Here is a 22,477-nt window from a genome sequence, read left to right on the forward strand (position 1 = left end):
GCTCCTCTAAAGTGGCAGTTTGAACAGGGTTTGCAGGCCCTGGTACGTCATCTCGTGCGAGGTGACGAAGAACCCGGGGAACAACTGGCTGAGGGCGGCCTGCCGGACGACGGTCTCCCGCACTGCGTGCGCCGTCAGCTCCTCCAGGCCGGCGACGACCTCAGCCGGCACCCCGCCCTTCCTGGCCCGCTGGTAGGCGTCCGCGATCGCCTCCCAGCGACCGTCGAACGCCTCGCCGAGGTCGTCGGCGACAGTGCCCCACGTCTTCTCGAAGCGCTCCAACTTCGTCGACGCGGTCCAGTCCACGTTGGTGACCCGGGCCGCCTCCGAGTCGACCAACAGCAGGTCGCTGCGAAGCTCACCGACGGTCGTGGACGCCTTCCACCCGAACCGCTCGGCGAGGTGGGCGGCCAACGCCTTTTCCGCGCCGGCCGCGGACGGGCTCCGGGTGAACCCGACGAGACGCAGCAGCAGGTCCCGGTCCGGGTGGCTGAGCAGGAGCTGGGCGACCGTCTGCCGTAGCACCGCGTCGGAGCCGCGCAGGGCGGCAGCCAGCTCCGGGTTGGCCGCGCGGACCGCCTCGACGACAGTGGCGAGCGACTTCTCCGCGAACGGCTGCAACCCCGGTGAGCGAGCGACCAACTGAGCGGTCTCGGCCGCCATCCGCCGGTGTACCTGTTGGCCGAGCCGCCAGGGTTGCGCCTGCCCGGCCTTGCGCAGCGCGCGGAACTCCTCGTACGCGGCGGTCTGCAAGGCCCGGTTGAACACGGTGGTCAGGCGCTGCTCGAGCTGGCGGGCGATGGCGGCCCGCACTGCGGCGGCCCGGATGTCGCGGGGGGCCTTGGGCGGTTTGAGCTCGCGCAGGTCCTCGACTCGTTTGATGATCTCGTCGAGCGCCTGGTTCAGCTCCGCTCGGGTGGCCGAACGACCGGCCGACGACACGGTCTCCGACATGCACGCCATAAGGACCGGCTTGCCGTCGGCGCTGATCAGCGCGCTGAGCCGGGCTCCCGCACCCGCCCCGGCGAACGCCTCGGCGTGCGCGGCCTGGTTGAACACGGTCAGGGTCAGCTCGGCGTCGACAAGCAGCGCCCGGCCCTGCCGGAACAACGCGTCGAGCACCTTCGGCGGAAACAGGGTACGCAGCACGGCCAGGCCCACCTGTGGCGTTGCCAGCAGTGCCGCCCGGCCGATCGCGACGAGCAGCGCGGCGATCTGGGTGGTCAGGAGACGGACCTCGGCGGCGGCCTCCCGGGCGCCCACGATCAGCAGCGGCACGTACCGGATGGCGGCGCGCACCGCCACGCCACCGAGTAGCCGGACCAGTTGGACCAGGCCGGTCAGCATCTGGAACAGGTCGCCGGCGATCCTGCCGAGCAGTCGGCCGGCGGCGAACGGGTCGAGTTCCTCCAGGTGCCGCCCGAATTCCGCCGCCCAGCCGCGCCAGAGCGTCAGCAGCCGCTCGGGCACGGTGCTCGGGTCCAGCGCGGCCACGACGCCGGCCAGCGCCTCGCGGACGACGGTGGCCTGCTCGGCAAGACGTTGCAGGCCGGCCCGGGGGTCCACGGTGAGCACGATCAGGGTGGTCAGCTGCTCCTGCTGGAGTCGACCGACCAGCTGCACGAGTTTTCCGAGGTCGACCACCACCGTCGCCAACGACTCCCCGACGCCCACCAGGAACCCGTCGAGGAACAGCTTCGGATTGATGCCGTTCCAGGCCGCGTAGTGGCGCATCGCGTCGAACAGCGCGGGGTCGAGGCCGAGCAGGAATCGTCGGAACGCGCCGTCCGCGTCGACGTCGGAGGCCGTCAGGTCGAAGAACTCCTCGGCCAGCCCGAGCCTCGCCAGCATCGCGACCAGGTCCCAGACGTTGTCGGCGGAGATCCGGCCGGTCATCGCCTGCAACACCCGGTCGCGGGTCATCGAGCGGGTGGCGTGCGCGTCCACCCAGTACCGTACGGTCAGCGCGACGAACTCCACCCGCGGGTCCTGGGTCCGTACGCCGTAGACCGCCGCCCGGTTCTCGGCGGACACCCGCGGCACACTGAACCACTCCCGGATCATGACGGTCTCGCCCGTCGGCTGCCCCAACTTCCCCACCTCCTCCGGCGCAGTGCACTGTCCGGGCAAGGGGATTCGGGCGGTAGCGCTGGGTCGAGAACCCGACATCGATCCACTTCGGAGCGACCGGCCGGGTGTCAGCGCAGCGATCGATATCGGTCATCATCGCCCGGGCCTGTCGTCGGCCGTGAGCGGCCGTCGGGTGCGGGCAGCGCGGTCGACGTGGTCGGGTCGGGCCGCTCAGCGGTCGTTCGTCTCGACCGACGGTTGATGATCGGCCACAGCACGCACCGCAGCCTCGATGAGCGCGGTCACCTGATCCATGTCACGAGCACGGCGTACGTCCAACTCGGCCGACCAGCCGTCCGCGCGGGTGAGCTTCACCGTCACGTCCTCGCGGCGGTGGGTCAGCCAGGCGGCGATCGCCTGCACCAGCACCATGGCGGCGCCGCCACTGTCGACGGCGACCAGCAGTACGTCAGTGGCACCCGCGTCGGGTGCGGTGATCACCTTTTCACGGAGCCGGTCCTCGGCGCGCAGCCAGGAGCCCAGAGAACGTCGAGCATCGGCGGAGGGAAGATCCGGATAGACCGAGAGCGTGATCGTCTCCTGAGAAGCGGGCAACGTCTTCTCCCTCCGGTGAAGGCCAACCCCACTCCGTCATCCTGCCAGCCGGCGCGACCTTCGGGCAGCCCTCGCAGTCACCGAAGTCGATCAGAGCTTGACCTCCCCGTCCGCCCGTCCATAGGCTCCGGCCACTGCGAGGCTTTCCCCCAGGAAGGGAACCCGAGACATGGCCCCATCGTCGCGTCCGTTCTGGACGGTCCCTCCGAAGCGGCTGGCGGGCGCCGCAACGATTGCGCTCCTACTCGGCATGGCTCCCCTGCTCAGCGGCACGGCGGCTGCGAGCCCCACCCGCCCCTCCTCCTGCAGCAACGACCCCACCGCCCGGTTGAGCACCGTGCCCAGCCCGGACGCCGTGCTCGGCTTCCCGCTCGGCGCGGGGCAGGAGCGCGTCGTCACCAACGACGAGGTCCGGACCTATCTCGGGGCCGTCGATCGCGCCTCGAACCGGGTCGTGACCGGTGTGATGACCACCAGTGTGCTCGGCCAGCCGTTGCCGTACGCGGTGGTGTCCAACGAACGCCACGTGCGGCCCGCCGCGCTGCGGGAGATCGCCGACGACATCCGGGACCTGCGCGACCCGCGCCGGACCAGCGCGCGAACTGCCGCCCGGACGGCGAAGGACAGCCCGGCCATCGTCTGGGTCACCGCGAACGTGCACGGCGGCGAGAAGAGCGGTGCCGACGCGGCGCTCAAGACGCTGTACGAGTTGGCGGCGGGCCTGTCCTGCGCGGTCGCCCAGCGCAACGACAACCTGGTCACCATCATCGTCCCCACCCAGAACCCGGACGGCCGCGACGCGACCCGCCGGCAGAACGAGTTCGGCTTCGACCTGAACCGGGACTGGTTCGCCCGCACCCAGCAGGAGACCGACGGCAAGCTCGAACTGCTGCGCCGCTACCCGCCGCAGGTGTTCATCGACGCACACGAGATGGGCGGCCGGCAGTACTTCTTCCCGCCCAACGCCGACCCGATCCACCACGAGATCGCCGGTGAGGCGGTGGACTGGATCAACCGCATCGGCGAGGCCAACAAGGCTGGCTTCGGCTTCAACGGGGCCTGCGACGAGACCGTCACCACCGAGTGCTACTTCAACTACGACACGTACGACATGTTCTTCATGGGCTACGGCGACACCGTGCCTACCACCGGGTTCGGCGCGGCCGGCATGACGTACGAGAAGGGCAGCGCGTCGGCCGTGGCCGACCGGGTCCAGCAGCAGTTCCACACCCAGTGGTCGACGCTCGGCTGGGCCGCCGCGAACAAGCGCGAGGTGCTGGACGGCTACTTCGACATCTGGACCGACGCGCTCGCCCAGGGCAGGGCGGGCACCCTCGAACCGAACGAGGTGGTGCAGCCCACCAACGAGGTCCAGTTCCCGGTGCCGGACCTCACCATCCGCTCGTACTTCCTGATGCCCGACCGGCAGCTCGCAGACGTCCGCCAACTCGTCGAGCGGCTGCGCCGGATGGACGTCGAGGTGTACGAGGTGCAGAAGGCGACCCGGGTGCCCACCGCGCGGGTCTTCGGCGGGCGCAGCGCCACCAACGTGACAGTGCCCAAGGGCGCGTACTGGATCCCGATGGACCAACCGCAGAAGCACTGGATCCAGGCCGTCATGGGCGAGGACCCGTACGTCCCGTTCCCGTACTTCTACGACGTGTCGTCCTGGAGCAACCCGCTGCTGATGGGCGTCAACGCCATCTACACCGGAGACACCGTCCGGCCGAGGGCCGAACTGGTACGCAAGGTCTCCGGCGGTCGCACCGGTGCCGCGTGGCCCTGGGGCTCGTACACGTACCCGCTCGACTCGGCCGCCGCCGCGGAGTTCACCTTCAGCCTGCTCGGCCGTGGCGTACCCCTGCTCCGCGACCTCACGACCAGCAGGGTCGCCATCCCGGCGGCCAAGGTGAGCCGGACCGTGGACGGGCTGGCCGAATCCCTCGGGGTCACCCTCACCCCTGGCGGCCGGCCCACCGGCACCCGCCTCGACCTGCCCGACGTGGGGTTGTTCCAGGGCACCGGCATTTCCACCACCTCCGGCTCGCACGGCGAGGCCCGCTACGTGCTCGGCAAGCGGTGGGGGCTCGACCTCAAACCGGTCACCACGGCCGACATCAACGACAACACCGAGGCGTTCACCGGGCGTACCGTGCTGCTGGTGCCGGACGGCAGCAGCGCCACCGGCGGTCTGACCGCCGCCGGGCAGGCCAACCTGCGCGACTGGATCGGCCAGGGCCACACCTACCTCGGGCTGCGCAACGAGGGCACCCGGGTCGCCCGCGCCGCCGGGCTCACCTCGACCACGGAGAAGACCAAGCCGGCGGACTACCTGGTGATCGGCTCGCACCTGCGCGTCGACGTCGACCAGGACAGCCCGGTGGCGCTGGGTCGCCCGGCGGAGGACTTCGAGTTCAACAACAGCGACCCGATCCTCACCCCGAGCACCACCGGGACGAACGTGCTCACCTACCCGACGGGTGACACCTTCTGGGCCAACGGTTTCACCGTCGGGGCGGAAACGCTGAAGGGCACCGCAGCCGTCGTCGACGAGCCGACCGGCGCCGGTCGGGCGGTGCTGTTCGCGTTCAATCCGCTCTTCCGCGCGTACAACGAAAATGGTCTGCACCTGGTCGCCAACGCGCTGCTCTACCCGGCGACCGCCGCGCCCGACGCCCGGCGCACGGCCGGCGTCGACGCGGCGCGCGCCAGCGCCGCCGCCGCGCCGGTGCCGCCGGACCTGGGCGGCGGCTGGCGGCCGATCACCATCCAGGTGGCGGCCGGCGACCTGCCCCGCACCCGGGCGATCGTCGAACGCTTCACTGCCGACGCGCAGGCGTCCGAGAAGAACGGCTCGGCGTACGTCGTGATCCCGAACCCGCAGGGGCTCCAGGTGGACGAACACCCGTTCGCGAGGGATCTGGTACGCGCGCTGAACGCCGCCAAGGTCCCACTGCGGTCGGTGGTGGGCTGACCAACCCGTGCACAGCGAAGCGCCCGTCCCCTCGACCTGGGGGCGGGCGCTTCGACAGGTGCTTGCTTCAGCGCCTCGGCGGGGCAGGCTCGGGGAGGGTACGGAACAGCAGCCAACTCAGCGCGGGCATCAGAATCAGCGGGGCGAGGGCGACCTGGAGGGAGATCGCGTCGGCGACACCGCCGATGAGTGGACTGACCAGGCCGCCGACGCTGACGGTCAGGCCCAGTGTGATGCCACTCGCGGTACCGACGCGGGTCGGAAGATAGTCCTGGGCAAGGGTGATCTGGAGAGAGAACGGAATGTAGAGCCCGGCCGAGGTGAGCGCCACGAACAGATAGAACGCCGGCCCGGGGACGAGCACTACCCCCGCGACGGCGGCGATGCTCACCACGTACGACCAGCGCACGACGGTGACCCGGTCCCAGCGGCCGGCCAGGTTGCCCCCGAGCACCGTACCCACCGCTCCACCGAGGTAGAGCACCACAAGCGCCGCCGTTCCCGCCGAAGTTCCCCCGCCGGTGCGCTGCGGCGCGTAGAGCGCCAGGAATGTGCTCAGACCCGCGAATGCGATGCCGCGGCAGACCACGGCCAGCGACAGCCGGCCGAACGAGGCCCTGTCGTCGGTCCCGATCCACCGCGGGGTGTCGGAACCGGCCCCCGTCGTCGGGCGCAGCGCGCGAAGGACGGGTAGGCACAGCACGCTGCCCGCGAGGGCCGGCACCACGAGCAACGGAGTGAGTCGCAGACCGCCACTGGCGACGACGGCGGCGACCAGAATGGGCGCTACGGCGAAGCCGAGGTTGCCGCCGAGGGAGAACCAACCCATCCCGGCGTGGCTTCCGCCGCTGGCGATCCGCGCGACCCGGGCGGACTCGGGGTGGTACGCCGCGACTCCGATCCCGGAGACGGCCACGAACGCCAGCGTCATCGGGTACGAACCGGTGATTCCGCTGCACGCGATTCCCAGTCCGCCCAGGATCGTGCTCAGTGGCAACAGCCAGGGCATTGCCCACCGGTCCGTCAGCGCACCGAACAACGGTTGCGCCACCGAGGAGAGCAGCGAGGCGGCGAGCACCACGCCGGAGGCCGCCGCGTAGGTGTAGGCACGCTCGGCGATGAAGAACGGTACGAGCGCCGCCACAGCCCCCTGGTAGACGTCCACGCAACCATGTCCGACGGACAGCAGGATGATCGTTCTTTTTCTCGGCACGCCGCCATGCTCGCGGCTTCCCGGCCTGTCGGGCTTCCGATAACCTGCCAACCAATGACGAAAATCCGCCATCGGCCGGTGGCACCGACTCGCGCCCAGCAGCTGGCGTCCGGGTCCGTCATCGACGTGCACCGCCACGACGACCATCAGATCGTCTACGCCGCCCGTGGCGTGCTGGCAATCACCACCGACGCGGGTTCCTGGGTCGTCCCCGCCAGCCGCGCCATCTGGGTGCCCGCCGGAACCGCGCACGCGCACCAGGCCCACGGCGCACTCGAACTGCACCTGATCGGCCTGCCCGCGACCGAGGACCCGCTGAATCTGACGGAGCCGACCGTGCTGGCCGTCGGGCCGCTGCTGCGCGAGCTGATCCTCGCCTACACCCGCGCACCCCAGGATGACAGCCCCGCGCGTGCGCGGCTGCGGGCCGTTCTGCTCGACCAGTTACGGTCCTCGGCCACGCAGCCCGTGCGCCTGCCCACGCCCACCGAACCCCGACTGAAGGCACTCTGCGCGATCCTGTACGCCGACCCGGCCGACAACCGCACCCTGGCCGCGCTCGGCAGGCAGGTCGGCGGAAGCGACCGTACGCTGTCCCGCCTGTTCCGCTCCGACCTCGGCATGACCTTTCCGCAGTGGCGTACCCAACTGCGGCTGCACCGTGCTCTGGTGATGCTGGCAGAGGATGTTCCAGTCACCGCCGTGGCGCACCGGTGTGGATGGTCCTCCGCCAGCGCGTTCATCGACGTCTTCCGCCGGGCCTTCGGGCACACCCCGGGCAGACACGAGCGCGGATAGCAGAGACGGTCGGCTGACCCGACGAACGGGCCAGCCGACCGTCGCGGCGTCAGCCGGTGGCGCAGATGGTGCCGTTGAGGGTGAACGCCGTGGGTAGCACGTTCGGCCCGCCGTACGCGCCGACGAAGCCGGCGCTCACGGTGCCGCCGGCGGCGATCTGCCGGTTGTCGACGGTGGGCGTTACCCGCACCGCAGTGCCGACCTGCTCCCAGGTGGCGCTCCAACCACTGCTCACCTGCTGCCAACCGGTGGGCCAGGTCCAGGTGAGCGTCCAGCCGTTGATCGGGCGGGACCCGTTGTTGATGATCTCGACGCCGCCGATGTAGCCATTGCCCCAGTCGTTGGCCGTGGTGAACCGGACGGTGCACGTACTGGCGGCGGGGCTGCCGGTGGCGAAGGTGAGCGGCGGTGAGGCCCAGGAGACCCGTCCGGCGGTGTCGCGGGCCAGCACGTTGACGGTGTACCTGCTGCCCGGCACGAGGTTGCCGACAGTGAACGAGGTGGACGCCGTCTCGCCGAGTTGCTCGCTGACCGAACCGTTCTGCCGGTGCACCTCGTACTTGGCGATCGGGCTGGCGCCCGGGGTGGACGCCGGCCAGGTGATCGTCGCGGCGCGGTCGGTGACGCCGCTCGCGGTCGGTTGGCCCGGTGCCGCCGGCCGTCCGGCGGTCGCGCCGGCCGGGCGCAGCACGAGCGTGGTCAACGAGTACGCGGGCAGCGTCCGGCTGGTCGCCGAGCCGGACTGGCTGGTGACGATGCCGGTGGCGCCGTTGGTGAGGGTGGACACCGTCGGCGCGACGGCCGACGGGGTGAACCCGGCGTAGTCGATGGTGACCGGGTGGTCGTTGTCCGGGTCCTTGTTCACCAGCAGCACGGCGAGGTCCCCGTTGCTCCGGCGGACGGCGTGGGCGGTGACCAGGGGCTCGTCGGTGCCGGCGCGAACGAACTGGTCGCCGGTCTTCGCGAAGAGCTTCATCATGCTCAGCCCGTGGTACGGCGCGAACGGTGTGTTCAGCGGCGGTTGGCAGACCGAGCCGTCCTCGGTGCAGGCCCCGCTGGAGAGCATCCCGAAGTCGCCGTAGTCGGTCTGACCGGCCACCTGCGTCACGGTGCCCATGCCGTTGTGCACGTTCCACCAGTGGGCGGTGAAGACACCGTTCTCCAGCAGTCCGCTGTAGACGTCGGCGAGGAACAGCGCGGCGGGTTGGGTGTTCCGGCCGGCGTCGACGTTCAGCTCGGTGAAGCTGATGCCGATGCGGTCGGCGTTCGGCCCGGCGTACCGGGCGAGCTGCTGCCGCAGCAGGTAGGTGGCGTCGGGGAGGTGGTTGACGCGGGCCAGCGACTCGGCGGCGCTGCCGCCCGGGTACCAGTGCACGTCCACGAAGTCGATCTTCGGGCCGGCGATGGAGAGCACTGTCTGGTTCCACGGGCCCGGATCGCTGCCGGCGGTGATCCCGTCCGGCCAGTTGCCCGGCATGGTCAGCACCGCTCCGACCTTGATGCTCGGGTCGACCGCCTTCATCGCGTCGGCGTACTCGACGACCAGCCTCGCGTACTGTGTCGCGCTCTTGTCGGGGTGGTCGTCGGCCTCCCACGCGGACCCGTAGTGGCCGTTGCCGTAGTTCTCGTTGCCGACGGTCCAGTAACGCGCGTCGTAGCCCTTGGTCACGTTGGCGTACCGCACCCAGTCGGCGGCCTCGGCTGGCGTACCGGTGCCGTAGTTCGCAATGATCATCGGCTGCGCGCCGACGCGCCGGACGGCCGCCATGAAGGTGTCGAAGTCGGTCCCCGGCGCGACGTAACCGCCGGGCGCGGTGTGGTCCTTCCAGTGGTAGATGTCGGCGTACGAGCCGCCGGGGTAGCGCATCATCTGCACGCCGGCACCGCGGAGCAGGTCCGACGTCTCGGAGGTGCCGAGGTTCGAGTCCCAGATGGCGTGGTTGACGCCGAGAGCGGTGTCCGGCACGGTCGCCAGACCGGCGCGGGTGTTGACGGTCACGGTGACCGGGTCGGCCGCCGCTGTGGCGGTTGGTGGGTTGACGCCAGCGAGCGCGCTCGCGGTGAGCAGCAGGCCCGCCAGGAGTGCTGCTCGGGTCTTCGGTTTACGCATGGGCGGGGTTCCTTCGGGCAGATGAGCCGCCCGGCCGGTCAGGGTGCGACCTGGTGACGGGCGATCTCGTGGACGGCAGACTCTCGTTGGTCCATCGGTCGTGTCACCGTCCCCCGGAGATCACATCTGGATCCCGGCTGCCCAGTGGACGGACATCAGCCCCGCGCGGCTCTTCATCGACGTACCACAATGGCACTGTCGGTTCGACAATCTCAAGGTGCGTCAGGCGTCGTCTTCGCCGCGCTCGCGGTGACCGACGCCGTACCCCGTCGGTTGCTCGTGCGGGGTGGCGTCCCGCTGCTCGGGCCCGGACTCCGAACAGCGGGACGCGACCCGGCGGCCAGGGCTGGGGCCGACGGTCGCCATCAGGGCGGCCCGAGGTCGGTCGAGGATCGACGACTGTCCGTCACGTTAGCGCTAACAGTGAGCGATTGTCCATAGACAACGGTCTTCGTTTGCTGCTCGGGGCGGTCGCGGGTACGCCGACGAGAGTCGTGAGCGCGGGCGGAATAGCCTTGCGGCATGCGGGGACGATTCGGCACGGCCAGACGGTGGTACGGGGAGCACCGGCGGTTGGCCCGTCGTACGGTCCTCGCGCTCGCGGTGGGGATCGTGGTGCTGACCGGCGGCACGGTGGCCAGCGTGTCGTGGATCCGCGACACCGCAGAGGGCCACCTCTACGGAGAGGCCGAGGTGCCAAACGCGCCGGTCGCCCTCGTCCTGGGCACCAAGGTGGACGCCGACGGCACGCCCTCACCCGTCCTCACCGCCCGGTTGGAGATCGCGCGGCGGCTGTTCGACGCCGGCAAGGTGCGGGCGATCCTCGTTTCGGGCGACAACATGAACGCCGACTACAACGAGCCCGCCGCGATGCGGAACTGGCTGGTGCAGCGGGGCGTACCAGCGCACAAGGTGGTGCCGGACTACGCCGGCTTCGACACGTACGACTCGTGCGCGCGCGCTGAGCGGATCTTCGGGGTGCGGCGGGCCACTGTGGTGACCCAGTCCTTCCATCTTCCGCGCGCCGTGGCGCTGTGCCGGCGCCTCGGTATCGACGCCAACGGCGTGGGCGACGACAGCGCGAAGCGGTACGCCCAGACGTGGTGGTTCAGTTCGTCCCGGGAGAACGGCGCCTGCCTGAAGGCCGCACTGGATCTGCTCTCCGGTCGGGATCCGGCGCACCTCGGCCGCCGGGAGACGGGCGTCGACGACGCGTTGCGCGTCAGCTGAGGGAGGTCACCAGCGTGGTGGTGCGGCGCTGTCGCGGACGATGAGTTCGGTGGCGAGTTCGACCCGAGGGCTCTCGGTCCTCTCGCCGCCGGCGAGGCGCAGCACGGTCCGCGCGGCCAGCATGCCCATCTCGGCCAGGGGTTGCCGGACGGTGGTCAGCGGTGGCGAGCACCAGCGCACCTCCGGCAGATCGTCGAAGCCGACCACGCTGACGTCGTCGGGCACCCGCAGACCCCGTTTGCGGACCGCCTCGTAGACACCCAGCGCCATCTGATCGCTGGAGGCGCAGATGGCCGTGGGCGGGTCGGGCAGCGCCAGCAGTTGCGTACCCGCGGTGAAGCCGGCCTCGTGGTAGAAGTTGCCGGGGCGGATCAGGGCGTCGTCGACGGGGATCCCGGCGGCGCCGAGGGCGGCCCGGTAGCCGTCCATCCGGGCCCTGCTGCACATCAGGTGCGGCGGGCCGGCGATGAAGCCGATGCGGCGGTGGCCGAGGCTGATCAGGTACTGGTTGGCGCTGAGGCTGCCTGCCCAGTTGGTGGCGCCGATGGTGGGTGACTCCTGCGGGTCGACCCCGGCCGGGTCGATGATGACGACCGGCAGGTGGAGTCGGCGCAGCTCGGCCTGCAACGGCGGGTTCACCATCGAGGTCACGAAGATGATTCCCTCGGTGGAGCGCGTACGCATGTTGTCGAGCCACTGCTTGGCCGAGGAGATGCGCCAGTGGATGGCCGACACGACAGTGCCGACGCCGCTGGTCTGGCCGACGTCCTCCACCCCACGGATGATCTCCACGGCCCACGGGCTGTCCAGGTCGTTGAAGACCAGGTCGATGAGGGCGGCGTCGGTACGCCGGGCCGGCGAGCGGCGGCGGTAGCCGTGCCGGTTGAGCAGCGCCTCGACGCGCTCCCGGGTGTCGGGGGCGACGTCGGAACGGCCGTTGATGACCCGGGAGACGGTGGGCACGGAGACTCCGGCCAACCGCGCGATCATGGCGATGGTGACGTTTCGGCCGTTCTCCGTGCCCACGGTCCCCCCTGCGTCCTGCTGGAAACTTCAGGTCTGCTCGCGGTGGAGCCTCGTCATCCGGCTGAGCGGGCGGGGCGGTGAGCTATGGATCTCCGAAACTTTCAATGCTTCGCCGGTAATGTCGATCGATGGCCGGCACGCTACGAGCTGTTGTCCCAGCGGTCAAGACCTCTGTCCTATTGCGAAAAGACCGGCTAGCGTAAGCAGGGATTCCAGCGATCCGGGACCACGATTTTCCGGAAGTTCCAGACAGCCCGTGCAGAGGAGTGCTCGTGTCGACCGACATCGCTAACGTGGCGACCGCTACCCGGTCGATCCGCAATCCCGTCCTCGCCGGGTTCCACCCGGACCCGTCGATCCTGCGCGTCGGCGACGACTACTACCTGGCCACCTCGACCTTCGAGTGGTATCCGGGCGTCCTCGTGCACCACTCGCGTGATCTGGTGAACTGGCGCAGCCTGGGTGGGATCATCACCGACCGGCGCCTGCTCGATCTGCGCGGATGCGGCGATTCCAACGGGGTGTGGGCGCCAGACCTGACGTACCACGACGGTCAGTTCCACCTCGTCTACAGCGACGTGGCCAGCTTCGCCAGCGGCTACTGGGATCCGCAGAACTTCCTGGTCACCGCCGAGGACATCACCGGCCCCTGGTCCGATCCGGTGAAACTGCACGGGCGCGGGTTCGACGCGTCGTTGTTCCACGACGACGACGGCACCACCTGGCTGCTGGGCATGAGCGCGGACTGGCGGCCCGGCCGCGACCGCTTCGGTGGCATCGAGATCCAGCAGTACGACCGGGCCGCACGCCGTCTGGTCGGCAGCCCCCGCATCCTGTTCACCGGCTCACCGGTCGGGGTCACCGAGGGTCCGCACCTGTACCGCCACGACGGCTGGTACTGGCTGATCACCGCCGAGGGCGGTACCAGCTGGGAGCACCAGGTCACCGTGGCGCGGTCCCGGGAGCTGTTCGGACCGTACGAGGTGGACCCGGACGGGCCACTGCTCACCTCCTTCGGTCGGCCCGACCTGCGGTTGCAGAAGGCAGGTCACGGCAGCCTGGTCCACACGCAGAACGGCGAGTGGTACCTGGCCCACCTGGTTGGCCGCCCGTACTCCCCGCTGGGCAACTGCGTGCTGGGTCGGGAGACCGCGATCCAGCGGGTCGAGTGGCCGTCGGGCGGCTGGCCGCGGATCTCCGGCGGGGTGCCCGCGGACGACGTCGTCGCACCCGACCTGCCCGCGCACCCCTGGCCGGCGGAGCCCGAGACGGACCACTTCGACGCCCCCGAGCTGGGCCGGTGCTGGTCGACGCTGCGTCGGCCGGCCACCCCGGACTGGGTCGACCTGCACACCCGCCCGTCGTACCTGCGGGTCCACGGCGGGCAGTCGCCGGTCGGTCGACAGGCACCCAGCCTGGTCGGGCGACGCGTCGGCGCAAGGGAGTGCTCGTTGGAGACCGTGGTGGAGTTCGAACCGGCCGACCACCGTCAACTCGCCGGGATCACCGCCTACTACAACACGCTCAACTGGCACCACCTCTACCTGACCCGGGCCGACGACGGCCGGACGGTGCTGGAGCTGCTCAGTTCCGACAACGGGCGGCGCACCGCGTACCCCGAGCTGACCGTCGATGCCGACGGCGTCACCCGGGTCGGCCTGCGGGCCGTCTTCGACGGGCCGGCGGTGCGCTTCGACTACGACCTCGGCGCCGGTTGGCAGCGGCTACCTGTCGAGCTGGACGCGACCATCCTGTCCGACGAGCATGCCGCACTGATCATCGACGGTGAGCCGGCGGCGTGGGGCTTCACCGGGGCGTTTCTCGGTCTGTGGGTGCAGGACCTGGGCGGCGACGGCGTGCACGCCGACTTCGACCTGGCTACCTACCGGGAACAGTGACCGCGCGGACGGCACTCGGCGGGTGCCGTCCGCGTGCCCACTCGTCCTACTTGGCCTGGGCGGCCACGGCCCGCAACTGGCCGAGAGTGGTGCGGAAACCGTGGCCGGACGCGGCCGGGTCCTCGGCGTTCAGGCCGCTGACGGCCATGGTCTGCGAGCGGGTCGTGGCGACGGCCTCCGCGCCGGACCCGGTCAGGTCGAACACGCCGAAGTCGCCGCTGAGCGTCCGGAACGTCGGGGCAGCCGGGTCCTGGGCGAGGTAGAGCACCACGACCTGCCCGGCGTCGAGCTTCGACATGTGCGCCATGTCCGGCACACCGGCGGGCAGCGGGGCGAGCGTGATCCGCGCCCCGGCCCGCACTGTCGATCCGGTCGTCGTGCGCAGCACCTCGTCGACCCGAAATCCGGCCTCCTCGACCTCACCACGTACGACCAGGTCCGCGGTGTCGCTGAGCTGCCGCACGGTGGCGTACCCGCGCAGCTTGCCCTTGATCGGCGGGGGCGCGACGTCGGTCGACGTGGTCGCGCTGCTCGGGGCGGCGCTGGTCGGGGCGGGCGCGGCGGCCGGGTCGGCGCCACCGCCGCTGCCGCAGGCGGCCAGGGCGGCAGCGGACAGCACGGCGGCGGCCGTGGCCCACAGCGGCCGGGTACGGCGAAGGTCGACTGCCATGGAACGCTCCTTGCGTCGGCGATGCCGAGCAGCCAGGGCCGCAGCGACCCGCCCTCCTGGGTGACCCGCTCCCGGGAACGCCAGGCCTGCAGGTACGTGGCGGCCAGGACGTCCTCCGCCGTGGCCCAGTCGGCGGTCAGCCGGAACGCGTGGTTGTAGACCGAGCGCGCGTACGTGTCGAACAGGTCGGCGAACGCGCCGGGGTCACCAGCTCGCACCCGAGCACGCAGAGTCGACTCCATGACCATCTTCTGTCCGTCGGACGGTGCTGGTTCCGACGGACCGGCCCGTTGATCAGTTACGGCCCGACGATAGTCACCGGCGGGTACGTCCCTCCAACGACGGGATGAACAGACGCCGTCACGCCTCGCGGTCGTCGATTGACGATAAATCGACGTACTGGTATCTGTTAATACAGTTTCCTGATGCTCGCGGTGCCCGCCGGGGCCGAACCGTCGCGCCGGGCCACCGACCGGCTGGCGGCACGCCGCCCCTTCCCCGAGGAACACCCATGGTTCACAAGAAAACAGCCGCCTACGTCGTGGGCACCCTGCTGGTGGGCGTCGCCGCCGTCGGCTACGGCCTGCCGTCGGCGAGCGCCGCGACCGCCGGCCCGATCACCGGCCTCGGTGGTAAGTGCATCGACGTGGCCGGCGCCAGCTCGGCCAACGGGACGCCCGTCCAGCTCTACGACTGCAACGGCAGCGCGGCCCAGACGTGGACCGTCGGCAACACCGACAACTCGATCCGGGCACTCGGCAAGTGCCTCGACGTCACCGCCGCGTCGACCGCCAACGGCGCCAAGGTGCAGCTGTACGACTGCAACGACACCGGCGCGCAGAAGTGGACCGCCAGCAACGGTGCGCTCGTCAACTCCAGCTCCGGCAAGTGCCTCGACGTCACCGATCGGAGCACCGCGAACGGCGCCCGGCTGCAGATCTGGACCTGCGGCGGCACCACGAACCAGCGGTGGACCCTGCCGGGCGGCGGCAGCACCCCCACGCCCACGCCCACCACCCCGAGCGGGACCAACCTCGACGACCCGGCGAAGAAGAACGTCGCCATGCAGCTCGTCTCGGCCGCGGAGAACTCCTCGCTCGACTGGCGCGCCCAGTTCTCCTACATCGAGGACATCGGCGACGGGCGCGGCTACACCGCCGGCATCATCGGCTTCTGCTCCGGGACCGGCGACATGCTCGAACTGGTCGAGGCGTACACCCGCACCAAGCCGGGCAACGTGCTCGCCGGCTACCTGCCGGCGCTGCGCAACGTCAACGGCACCCCGTCGCACGCCGGCCTCGACCCCAACTTCCCCCGTGACTGGCGGACCGCGGCCACCGACTCGGTGTTCCAGGCCGCCCAGGAGGCCGAACGCGACCGGGTCTACTTCAACCCATCGGTACGCGACGGCAAGAACGACCAGGTCCGGGCACTCGGCCAGTTCGCCTACTACGACGCGGCGGTCATGCACGGGTACGAGGGCATGCGCCAGATCCGCAACCGCGCCCTGAACCGGGCCAAGCCGCCAGCCCAGGGCGGTGACGAGCGGACCTGGCTCAACGCGTTCCTCGACGAGCGGGTCATCGAGATGAAGAAGGAAGAGGCCCACTCGGACACCTCCCGCGTCGACACCGCCCAGCGGGTGTTCCTCAACAACGGCAACTTCAACCTCAACACGCCACTGGTGTTCGCCGTGTACGGCGAGCAGTTCCGCATCGGCTAGGTCCAGTCCCGCGGGTACGTCACCTCCCGCAGCCACGTTCCTGCTGGTAAGAGCTTGAGCGGGACGGCGACATCAAGTGCCACCTGTCGCCGTCCCCTGCTCGGCTGCCTGCGCGGCTCTCGCGGCTCTCGCGGCGCTGCGAACGGCTTCGATCTGCGGCAACACCGCACACCACCGGGAAGCTTCATCCCGCAGGCTCACGCCCTTGTCGGCCCGCCCAGGCGCGCGCTCAGGCGGCGCCTCGACGAGGCGAACTGCCACCTCCCGACACAGCTGGACCAGTGCCGCCCGGGTGCCGTCCAGCCAGCTCCCCGCGGCGGCCACCCTCCGCATGTCGCCGCCCGCGCCGGCCCGGAACCGGTCGAATTCGCCAGCGTACCGGCGAGAGCTGATCGGCAACGCTCGAAGTAGACGTCCGGCGAACCACCAGCGCTGCGGCGAGATGGCGGAACACCAACTCCGGGTCGCGCACCGGGTCCCCGGCGCGTACGCCGAAGTAGTGCATGGCCGCGACACAGGCAATCATCCGCCGGTGGATGGTCTCGCCGACCCCGAGCGCTCGGACAGCGGCAGTGTCCAAGGACTCCACCAGCACCGACGCCCACTCCTCGGCATCCGCTCGACCAGACTCCGCGCCCAGGACCATAGCCGCTGATCTCTCGCGCGGTCATTACCGGCGGACCGATGCGGCAGAATCCTCCGGGTGGATCGCCCCCTGCTCCTGCTCGACGTCGACGGTGTCCTCAACCCTTACGGAACCTCTCAACCGCCCTCCGGCTACACCGAACACCACCTGTTCCCCGGTGAGGAACCCGTCCGCATCAACCCCGATCACGGCGCCTGGATCATCGAAGCGAGCACCATCCTGGACGTCACATGGGCCACGAGCTGGAACGACGAAGCCAACCAGCTCCTCGCGCCGCTTCTGCACATCGCTTCTCTGCCCGTGATCACCATGCCACCCACGCCGTTCCACCCCAGCGACAAGGTTCCGCTCGTCGCCGCCTACGCCCAGCGACGGCCTGCGGCGTGGGTGGACGACCTCCACACAGCTCAAGCCCGCACGTGGGCCGCAGGACGCAGCAGCCCCACACTGTTGATCACCACCAACCCGACGATCGGCCTCACCCGGGATTCCATCGATCACGTCATCGCCTGGGCCAAGGCCCTCCAACGCCCGTGGACAACCCCGAGCGACACCCCCAGCCCTCCGTAAAGCCGGTCTCACCAATCGATCATGTTGACTGGAACTGTCGTACGCCTGTTCTAGTCTCGCGTCATGGTCGAGGAGTTGTCGCAGGCAGATGACGCCGTCGCCGCCTGCGCCGACGCCGCCGCCTGGGCCCTCCCGGAGCACGACCTGATCGCCGCGCTCGACGCCGCGCACCGCCTTCAGCAACGCCTCGCCGCCGTCACCCTGGCCCTGGTTCGCGAGATCGACGGCCGAGGCACGGCCCGCGCGCAGGGCGCCTCCTGCACCGCAGTGTGGCTTCGCGAACGACTCCAGCTGACCGTTCCCGCCGCCCGCCGACTCGTCGACCTCGCCACCACCCTCGACACCGGCAACCCCGGCATCCGACAAGCGCTAGCTGACGGAGCCATCAGCCTGGATCAGGCCCAGGTCATCACCGATGCCGTCGACACCGTGCAGGCCGCCGCCGGCCCCGAGGCAGCCGACAAGGCCGTCAGCCTGCTCACCGGCTGGGCCGCCCAGTTCGACCCCACCCACCTGCGCAAACTTGGCACCCGAATCCTCGACCACGTCGCCCCCGACATCGCCGACGCCGCCGCCCGCGCCGCCCTCGAAGCAGAAGCACGACGCGCCAGCCGCGACCGCCACCTCACCCTCTCCGAGCAGACCGACGGCCGACTCCGACTCACCGGCACCCTCGACGCAGAAGCCGCCGGCCTCCTCCGCGCCGCCATCGACCCACTGACCGCACCAACCGGCCCCGACGACCAGCGCTCCCCCGGCCAACGCCGCCACGACGCCCTCGCCGACCTCTGCCGACTCAGCTTGCGTACCGGTGAGTTGCCCGACAGCGGTGGTGACGCCACCCAGATCGTCGTCACCACCGGCTACGACGTATTGACCCGGCAGTTGGGCGCCGGCGCCCTCGACATCGGCCAGCAGCTCACCGCCGAGACCGTGCGCCGGCTCGCCTGCGACGCCACCATCCTGCCCGCCGTCCTCGGTGGAGCTGGCCAGGTCCTTGACGTCGGTCGACAACGCCGCCTCATCACCGGCCCACTCCGACGCGCCCTCGTCCTCCGCGACCGCGGCTGTGCCTTCCCCGGCTGCGACCGCCCACCCCGCTGGTGCCACGCCCACCACATCCACCACTGGGCCGACGGCGGCACGACCAACCTGAACAACGCGGTCCTACTCTGCGGCCACCACCACCGACACCTGCACCACAGCGACTGGACGGTCCGACTCGGCAGCGACGGCCGCCCCGAATTTGTGCCACCCGCCTGGCTCGACCCCGAACAACTCCCCCGCCGCAACCACTACCACCGACGAACGTAGGAACAGCCAGCAGAAATAGCACCCTTTCGGTCGGTGAGCCGATCCATCGGAGCCAACCCCGCCGCGTAGCGGCGCTATCGCGAATCCGGGAGATCGCGGTAGGACCGGCTGGAGATCTGGTGACCCTATTGCCTCAGGAAGGCGGCCACCGCCCGACGAAAGTCGTGCGGATTCTCGACCCACGGAAGGTGGCCGGACCCGACAAGGCTCACGCGCTGACTGTTGGCCAACGCGCGGTGCAGCGAGTCGACGGCCCAGCGGGGCCGGATGTCCTCGGTGCCGTCGATGATCAGCACGGGCAGGTCGAGCGCTCGGCACTGCACGGCCATGCCGGGGTTGCGGAGCTCTTGCTTGACCTCGGCGTTGACAGCCTGGCTGCAGTCGTAGTTGATGCCCAGCCACGGCGTGGCCATGCGATCGGCGTGGCGCAGTGCCAACCCGCGGTCGGCGAAGTCGGCCGACCATTGCAGCACCGCCCATTCACGTTCCTCTGCCGGCGTACGGTCGCGCGCGCTGAGGGCCTCCCATCGGTCCAGGTGAGGCCCGAGCCGCAGCCGCAGATTCCGCTTGTAGTGCGGATGCCAGCCGCGATCGGGATCAATGCCGGTCCCGGAGACGTAGATCAGATGGCTGACCCGTTCGGGGTGTTCAATGGCGTACCGCAACGCCAGGTGTGCACCCCACGAATGGCCCAACAGGGCCGTCCGCGGACCGGCCATCTGGTCACGTACCGCGTCGAGATCGGCCACGAAGCGGGCGATGCCATACGGTCCGCGCCGCTGCGAGCGCCCACAGCCGCGCTGATCCCACCGGATGGTGCGGGCATGCTCTTCGAGCAGCAGGGCTACCGGTGCAAGATAATCCCACAGACCCGGACCCCCGTGACAGAGCACCAGAGGCGGCCCGGCGCCGGTCTGTTCCGCCCACAGACGGCAGCCGTCGTCGCCGCGCACGCCCGGGTCCATATCGCCAGTATCGCGTGGCGACTTGACCTCAAGCACGGGTGAGGTCCTAGCCTCCAATATCGGAGGTAATGCATGAGCATGGAATTTGCCGCGTGGACGTCGCTGCACCACGCGATGAACGCGCAGGACGAGCGACCGCTGTCCCGCGCGACATTGAAGCGGATCGCGCAGTTCGCACGGCCGCACCGTGCCTTGATCGTCAGGTTCCTGTTGTTGAGTGTGGTGACGGCGGTCCTCACGGTGGCGGCGCCTGTTCTGGCCGGTCGGGTGGTCGACGCGATCGTCGACGGCGCCGACAGCGGCGTCGTGATTCGGTTGGCCGTACTGATCGCCGTGATCGCTCTCGCCGAGGCCGGACTGGGTCTGGTGACGCGATTTCTCTCCGCCAGCATCGGTGAGGGGCTGATCGTCCAACTGCGGACGGCTGTCTTCGACCACGTTCAGCGCATGCCGGTGGCGTTCTTCACGCGAACCCGCACGGGTGCGCTGGTCAGCCGCCTGAACAACGACGTGATCGGCGCGCAGCGGGCCTTCAGCGACACCCTGTCGAGTGTGGTCGGCAACGCCGTCACGCTGATGCTGACGTTGGCCGTGATGCTCACCTTCTCCTGGCAGATCACGCTGCTGGCGCTCGTCCTGCTGCCCATTTTCGTTCTCCCGGCTCGCCGGATGGGTTCGAGGCTCGCTCAGTTGCAGCGTGAAGCGGCCGAGCACAACGCCGCCATGAGCACCAGGATGACGGAACGTTTCTCCGCACCCGGTGCCACGCTGGTCAAGCTGTACGGCCGGCCGGCCGAGGAGTCGGCCGAGTTCGCGGCGCGGGCACGTCGGGTCCGCGACATCGGCATCCGCGCAGCGATGCTCCAGTGGGTCTTCATCACCGCGCTCACCGTCGTCGGCTCGTTGGCACTGGCCCTGGTCTACGGGCTGGGTGGTCTCTACGCCCTACGGGGCAGCCTCGACGCCGGGACGGTGGTCGCCCTCGCGCTGCTCCTGTCGCGGCTCTACGCACCGTTGACCTCGCTGGCCAGTGCTCGGGTCGAGGTGATGAGCGCGCTGGTGAGCTTCGAGCGGGTGTTCGAGGTCCTCGACCTCAAGCCGCTGATCCTCGACAGGTCCGACGCCCGGCCCCTTCCGGAAGGGCCGGTCGCGGTCGAGTTCGACGGGGTCCGGTTCGGTTACCCCTCAGCGGACAAGGTGTCGCTCGCGTCCCTGGAGGACGTGGCGAAGCTCGACACCCGCGGCGGTGAGGATGTGCTGCACGGGGTGTCGTTCCGCGCCGAGGCGGGGCAGATGGTGGCGCTCGTCGGCTCCTCCGGGGCGGGCAAGTCGACAATCGCGCAGCTCGTGCCGCGCCTGTACGACGTCGAGGACGGCGCGGTGAAGCTGGCCGACGTCGACGTACGCGAGCTGTCGGCCGAGTCGATCCGGACGGCGTTGGGCGTGGTGACCCAGGACGGGCACCTCTTCCACGAGAGCATCCGCGCCAATCTGGCGTTCGCCCAGCCGGACGCGACCGAGGACGAGATGTGGGAGGTGCTCCGGCGGGCCCGCCTCGACGATCTGATCCGCTCACTTCCCGACGGGCTGGACACCGTCGTCGGCGAGCGTGGATACCGCCTGTCGGGCGGGGAACGGCAACGGCTCACCATCGCGCGACTGCTGCTGGCTCGTCCGCGCGTGGTCATCCTCGACGAAGCCACCGCGCATCTCGACTCCACCTCGGAGGCTGCGGTTCAGGACGCCCTCGCCGAGGCGCTGACCGGCAGGACGAGTGTGGTTATCGCGCACCGGCTCTCCACCATCAGGGCGGCCGACCAGATCCTCGTCGTCGAGGCGGGACGCATCGTCGAACGCGGGCGGCACAGTGACCTGCTCGCGGCTGGTGGCCGCTACCACGAGTTGTACCGCACCCAGTTCGCCCAGGACCAGCCGACGGTCCAGGAGCAACGCGTCGCCATATGACGCACGCGGTGGTCGGTCCGCCCACGAGGGACAGTCCGACCACCGCGTCACAGCGCGCCGCCGCTCACCCCATGAAAGCTCCGGGGGTGAGCGGCGACCGCGGTCAGTTGTCGTCGTTGTCGTCGTCGTCAGCGTCGTCGTCGTCGTCGTTGTCGTCGTTGTCGTCGTCAGCGTCGTCGTCGTTGTCGTCGTCGACCGGCTCCTGCTCGGCCTTGACCACCGAGCCGTTGTCCCGGTCGACGTCCACCTCGTGCTCGGTGTCGCCGGCGACGATCTCGACGCTCCACACCGGTCGGCCGTTCTCCTGCTCGGCCTCGACCTCGACGATCTGACCACCACCGGCCTTGGCAAGCGCGATCTCACCGGCGCGCTTCTCGTCGACGGCGCTGCCCGCGGGCGCGCTGCCGGTCGACGGCGTACCGGACGGCGTTCCGCTCGACGGCGTACCCGATGGGGTGCCGGCCGACGGCGAACCCGTGACTACCGGCGCGTCGGTGGCCGTCGGCGCGACGGTTGCCGCGGCGAGTGCCGTGCCGCCGGTCCGCGAGTCGTTCGCGGCACTGACGCCGAGCGCGACCCCGGCCACCGCCAGCACCGCCGACCCGCCGACCGACGCCAGAAGCAGATTGGTGCGCTTCATCGTGGTGTCCACCTTTCCTCGGTTGTTGACTCCGAGGATCGGCCAGATGT

16 protein-coding genes and 1 pseudogene are annotated in these 22,477 nt (G+C 70.1%); 8 read left to right on the top strand and 9 right to left on the bottom strand.

The window, feature by feature from the left end:
* Positions 1 to 6 precede the first annotated feature (6 nt).
* Positions 7 to 2,100: a hypothetical protein gene (locus tag ACFYP0_RS05020; RefSeq protein WP_356975007.1), complete on the bottom strand. Its 2,094-nt coding sequence runs from the start codon at positions 2,098 to 2,100 to the stop codon at positions 7 to 9.
* A gap of 201 nt (positions 2,101 to 2,301) precedes the next feature.
* Positions 2,302 to 2,685 carry an effector-associated constant component EACC1 gene (locus tag ACFYP0_RS05025; protein WP_386994460.1) on the bottom strand — a complete coding sequence of 128 codons (384 nt, stop codon included), beginning with the start codon at positions 2,683 to 2,685 and terminating at the stop codon, positions 2,302 to 2,304.
* Positions 2,686 to 2,935: 250 nt separating this feature from the next.
* Here ACFYP0_RS05025 and ACFYP0_RS05030 point away from each other — a divergent pair, with 250 nt between their 5' ends.
* Positions 2,936 to 5,659 carry a M14 family zinc carboxypeptidase gene (locus ACFYP0_RS05030; protein WP_356975002.1) on the top strand — a complete coding sequence of 908 codons (2,724 nt, stop codon included), beginning with the start codon at positions 2,936 to 2,938 and terminating at the stop codon, positions 5,657 to 5,659.
* Between the two features lie 67 nt (positions 5,660 to 5,726).
* Here ACFYP0_RS05030 and ACFYP0_RS05035 read toward each other — a convergent pair whose 3' ends face one another.
* A complete protein-coding gene (locus ACFYP0_RS05035) occupies positions 5,727 to 6,872 on the bottom strand; it encodes an MFS transporter (RefSeq protein WP_356975000.1) in 1,146 nt (381 codons plus the stop codon).
* Between the two features lie 54 nt (positions 6,873 to 6,926).
* Here ACFYP0_RS05035 and ACFYP0_RS05040 point away from each other — a divergent pair, with 54 nt between their 5' ends.
* Complete coding sequence (locus tag ACFYP0_RS05040) at positions 6,927 to 7,670, top strand: AraC family transcriptional regulator (protein WP_124857253.1); 744 nt, start codon at positions 6,927 to 6,929, stop codon at positions 7,668 to 7,670.
* A 49-nt stretch (positions 7,671 to 7,719) separates the two neighbouring features.
* Here the strand turns inward: ACFYP0_RS05040 and ACFYP0_RS05045 are convergent, their stop codons facing one another.
* A complete protein-coding gene (locus tag ACFYP0_RS05045; protein ID WP_386994464.1) occupies positions 7,720 to 9,780 on the bottom strand; it encodes a cellulose binding domain-containing protein in 2,061 nt (686 codons plus the stop codon).
* Positions 9,781 to 10,302: 522 nt separating this feature from the next.
* Between ACFYP0_RS05045 and ACFYP0_RS05050 the strand changes: the two genes are divergently transcribed.
* Positions 10,303 to 11,010: a SanA/YdcF family protein gene (locus ACFYP0_RS05050; protein ID WP_124857249.1), complete on the top strand. Its 708-nt coding sequence runs from the start codon at positions 10,303 to 10,305 to the stop codon at positions 11,008 to 11,010.
* A gap of 6 nt (positions 11,011 to 11,016) precedes the next feature.
* On the opposite strand, the gene ACFYP0_RS05055 is transcribed toward ACFYP0_RS05050, so the two are convergent.
* Positions 11,017 to 12,000 (bottom strand): LacI family DNA-binding transcriptional regulator, encoded by a 984-nt coding sequence (locus ACFYP0_RS05055; RefSeq protein WP_386994848.1) that lies wholly within the window; start codon positions 11,998 to 12,000, stop codon positions 11,017 to 11,019.
* Between the two features lie 308 nt (positions 12,001 to 12,308).
* Between ACFYP0_RS05055 and ACFYP0_RS05060 the strand changes: the two genes are divergently transcribed.
* On the top strand, positions 12,309 to 13,934 hold the full coding sequence (locus tag ACFYP0_RS05060; RefSeq protein ID WP_124857245.1) for a glycoside hydrolase family 43 protein: 1,626 nt from the start codon (positions 12,309 to 12,311) through the stop codon (positions 13,932 to 13,934).
* Between the two features lie 46 nt (positions 13,935 to 13,980).
* Here the strand turns inward: ACFYP0_RS05060 and ACFYP0_RS05065 are convergent, their stop codons facing one another.
* The gene (locus tag ACFYP0_RS05065) at positions 13,981 to 14,604 is read right to left on the bottom strand and encodes a hypothetical protein (RefSeq protein WP_386994466.1); all 624 of its coding nucleotides are present in this window, start codon (positions 14,602 to 14,604) and stop codon (positions 13,981 to 13,983) included.
* 26 nt (positions 14,605 to 14,630) lie between these two features.
* A pseudogene (locus ACFYP0_RS05070) lies at positions 14,631 to 14,852 on the bottom strand (RNA polymerase sigma factor); the annotation flags it as partial.
* Positions 14,853 to 15,115: 263 nt separating this feature from the next.
* Here ACFYP0_RS05070 and ACFYP0_RS05075 point away from each other — a divergent pair.
* From ACFYP0_RS05075 to ACFYP0_RS05085, 3 genes are all read left to right on the top strand, one after another.
* The gene (locus tag ACFYP0_RS05075; protein ID WP_386994468.1) at positions 15,116 to 16,327 is read left to right on the top strand and encodes a chitosanase; all 1,212 of its coding nucleotides are present in this window, start codon (positions 15,116 to 15,118) and stop codon (positions 16,325 to 16,327) included.
* Positions 16,328 to 17,030: 703 nt separating this feature from the next.
* Positions 17,031 to 17,543: an HAD domain-containing protein gene (locus tag ACFYP0_RS05080; protein WP_386994470.1), complete on the top strand. Its 513-nt coding sequence runs from the start codon at positions 17,031 to 17,033 to the stop codon at positions 17,541 to 17,543.
* Positions 17,544 to 17,606: 63 nt separating this feature from the next.
* Positions 17,607 to 18,857, top strand: a complete 1,251-nt coding sequence (locus ACFYP0_RS05085) for an HNH endonuclease signature motif containing protein (RefSeq protein WP_356974985.1) — start codon at positions 17,607 to 17,609, stop codon at positions 18,855 to 18,857.
* Positions 18,858 to 18,982: 125 nt separating this feature from the next.
* Here ACFYP0_RS05085 and ACFYP0_RS05090 read toward each other — a convergent pair whose 3' ends face one another.
* A complete protein-coding gene (locus ACFYP0_RS05090; protein ID WP_356974983.1) occupies positions 18,983 to 19,858 on the bottom strand; it encodes an alpha/beta fold hydrolase in 876 nt (291 codons plus the stop codon).
* A 36-nt stretch (positions 19,859 to 19,894) separates the two neighbouring features.
* On the opposite strand from ACFYP0_RS05090, the gene ACFYP0_RS05095 reads away from it, so the two are divergent.
* Positions 19,895 to 21,787: an ABC transporter ATP-binding protein gene (locus ACFYP0_RS05095; protein WP_356974981.1), complete on the top strand. Its 1,893-nt coding sequence runs from the start codon at positions 19,895 to 19,897 to the stop codon at positions 21,785 to 21,787.
* A 103-nt stretch (positions 21,788 to 21,890) separates the two neighbouring features.
* On the opposite strand, the gene ACFYP0_RS05100 is transcribed toward ACFYP0_RS05095, so the two are convergent.
* Complete coding sequence (locus ACFYP0_RS05100) at positions 21,891 to 22,427, bottom strand: PepSY domain-containing protein (RefSeq protein ID WP_386994473.1); 537 nt, start codon at positions 22,425 to 22,427, stop codon at positions 21,891 to 21,893.
* Between the last annotated feature and the right edge of the window lie 50 nt (positions 22,428 to 22,477).

The sequence above is a fragment of the Micromonospora arida genome (genome assembly GCF_042873195.1).
Classification (GTDB): domain Bacteria; phylum Actinomycetota; class Actinomycetes; order Mycobacteriales; family Micromonosporaceae; genus Micromonospora; species Micromonospora arida.

Coding starts and splice junctions, on each gene's coding strand:
- ACFYP0_RS05050 (WP_124857249.1), top strand. CDS start 10,303: ATGCGGGGACGATTCGGCACGGCCAGACGGTGGTACGGGGAGCACCGG.
- ACFYP0_RS05085 (WP_356974985.1), top strand. CDS start 17,607: ATGGTCGAGGAGTTGTCGCAGGCAGATGACGCCGTCGCCGCCTGCGCC.
- ACFYP0_RS05030 (WP_356975002.1), top strand. CDS start 2,936: ATGGCTCCCCTGCTCAGCGGCACGGCGGCTGCGAGCCCCACCCGCCCC.
- ACFYP0_RS05055 (WP_386994848.1), bottom strand. CDS start 12,000: ATGATCGCGCGGTTGGCCGGAGTCTCCGTGCCCACCGTCTCCCGGGTC.
- ACFYP0_RS05065 (WP_386994466.1), bottom strand. CDS start 14,604: ATGGCAGTCGACCTTCGCCGTACCCGGCCGCTGTGGGCCACGGCCGCC.
- ACFYP0_RS05075 (WP_386994468.1), top strand. CDS start 15,116: ATGGTTCACAAGAAAACAGCCGCCTACGTCGTGGGCACCCTGCTGGTG.
- ACFYP0_RS05095 (WP_356974981.1), top strand. CDS start 19,895: ATGAGCATGGAATTTGCCGCGTGGACGTCGCTGCACCACGCGATGAAC.
- ACFYP0_RS05040 (WP_124857253.1), top strand. CDS start 6,927: ATGACGAAAATCCGCCATCGGCCGGTGGCACCGACTCGCGCCCAGCAG.
- ACFYP0_RS05100 (WP_386994473.1), bottom strand. CDS start 22,427: ATGAAGCGCACCAATCTGCTTCTGGCGTCGGTCGGCGGGTCGGCGGTG.
- ACFYP0_RS05045 (WP_386994464.1), bottom strand. CDS start 9,780: ATGCGTAAACCGAAGACCCGAGCAGCACTCCTGGCGGGCCTGCTGCTC.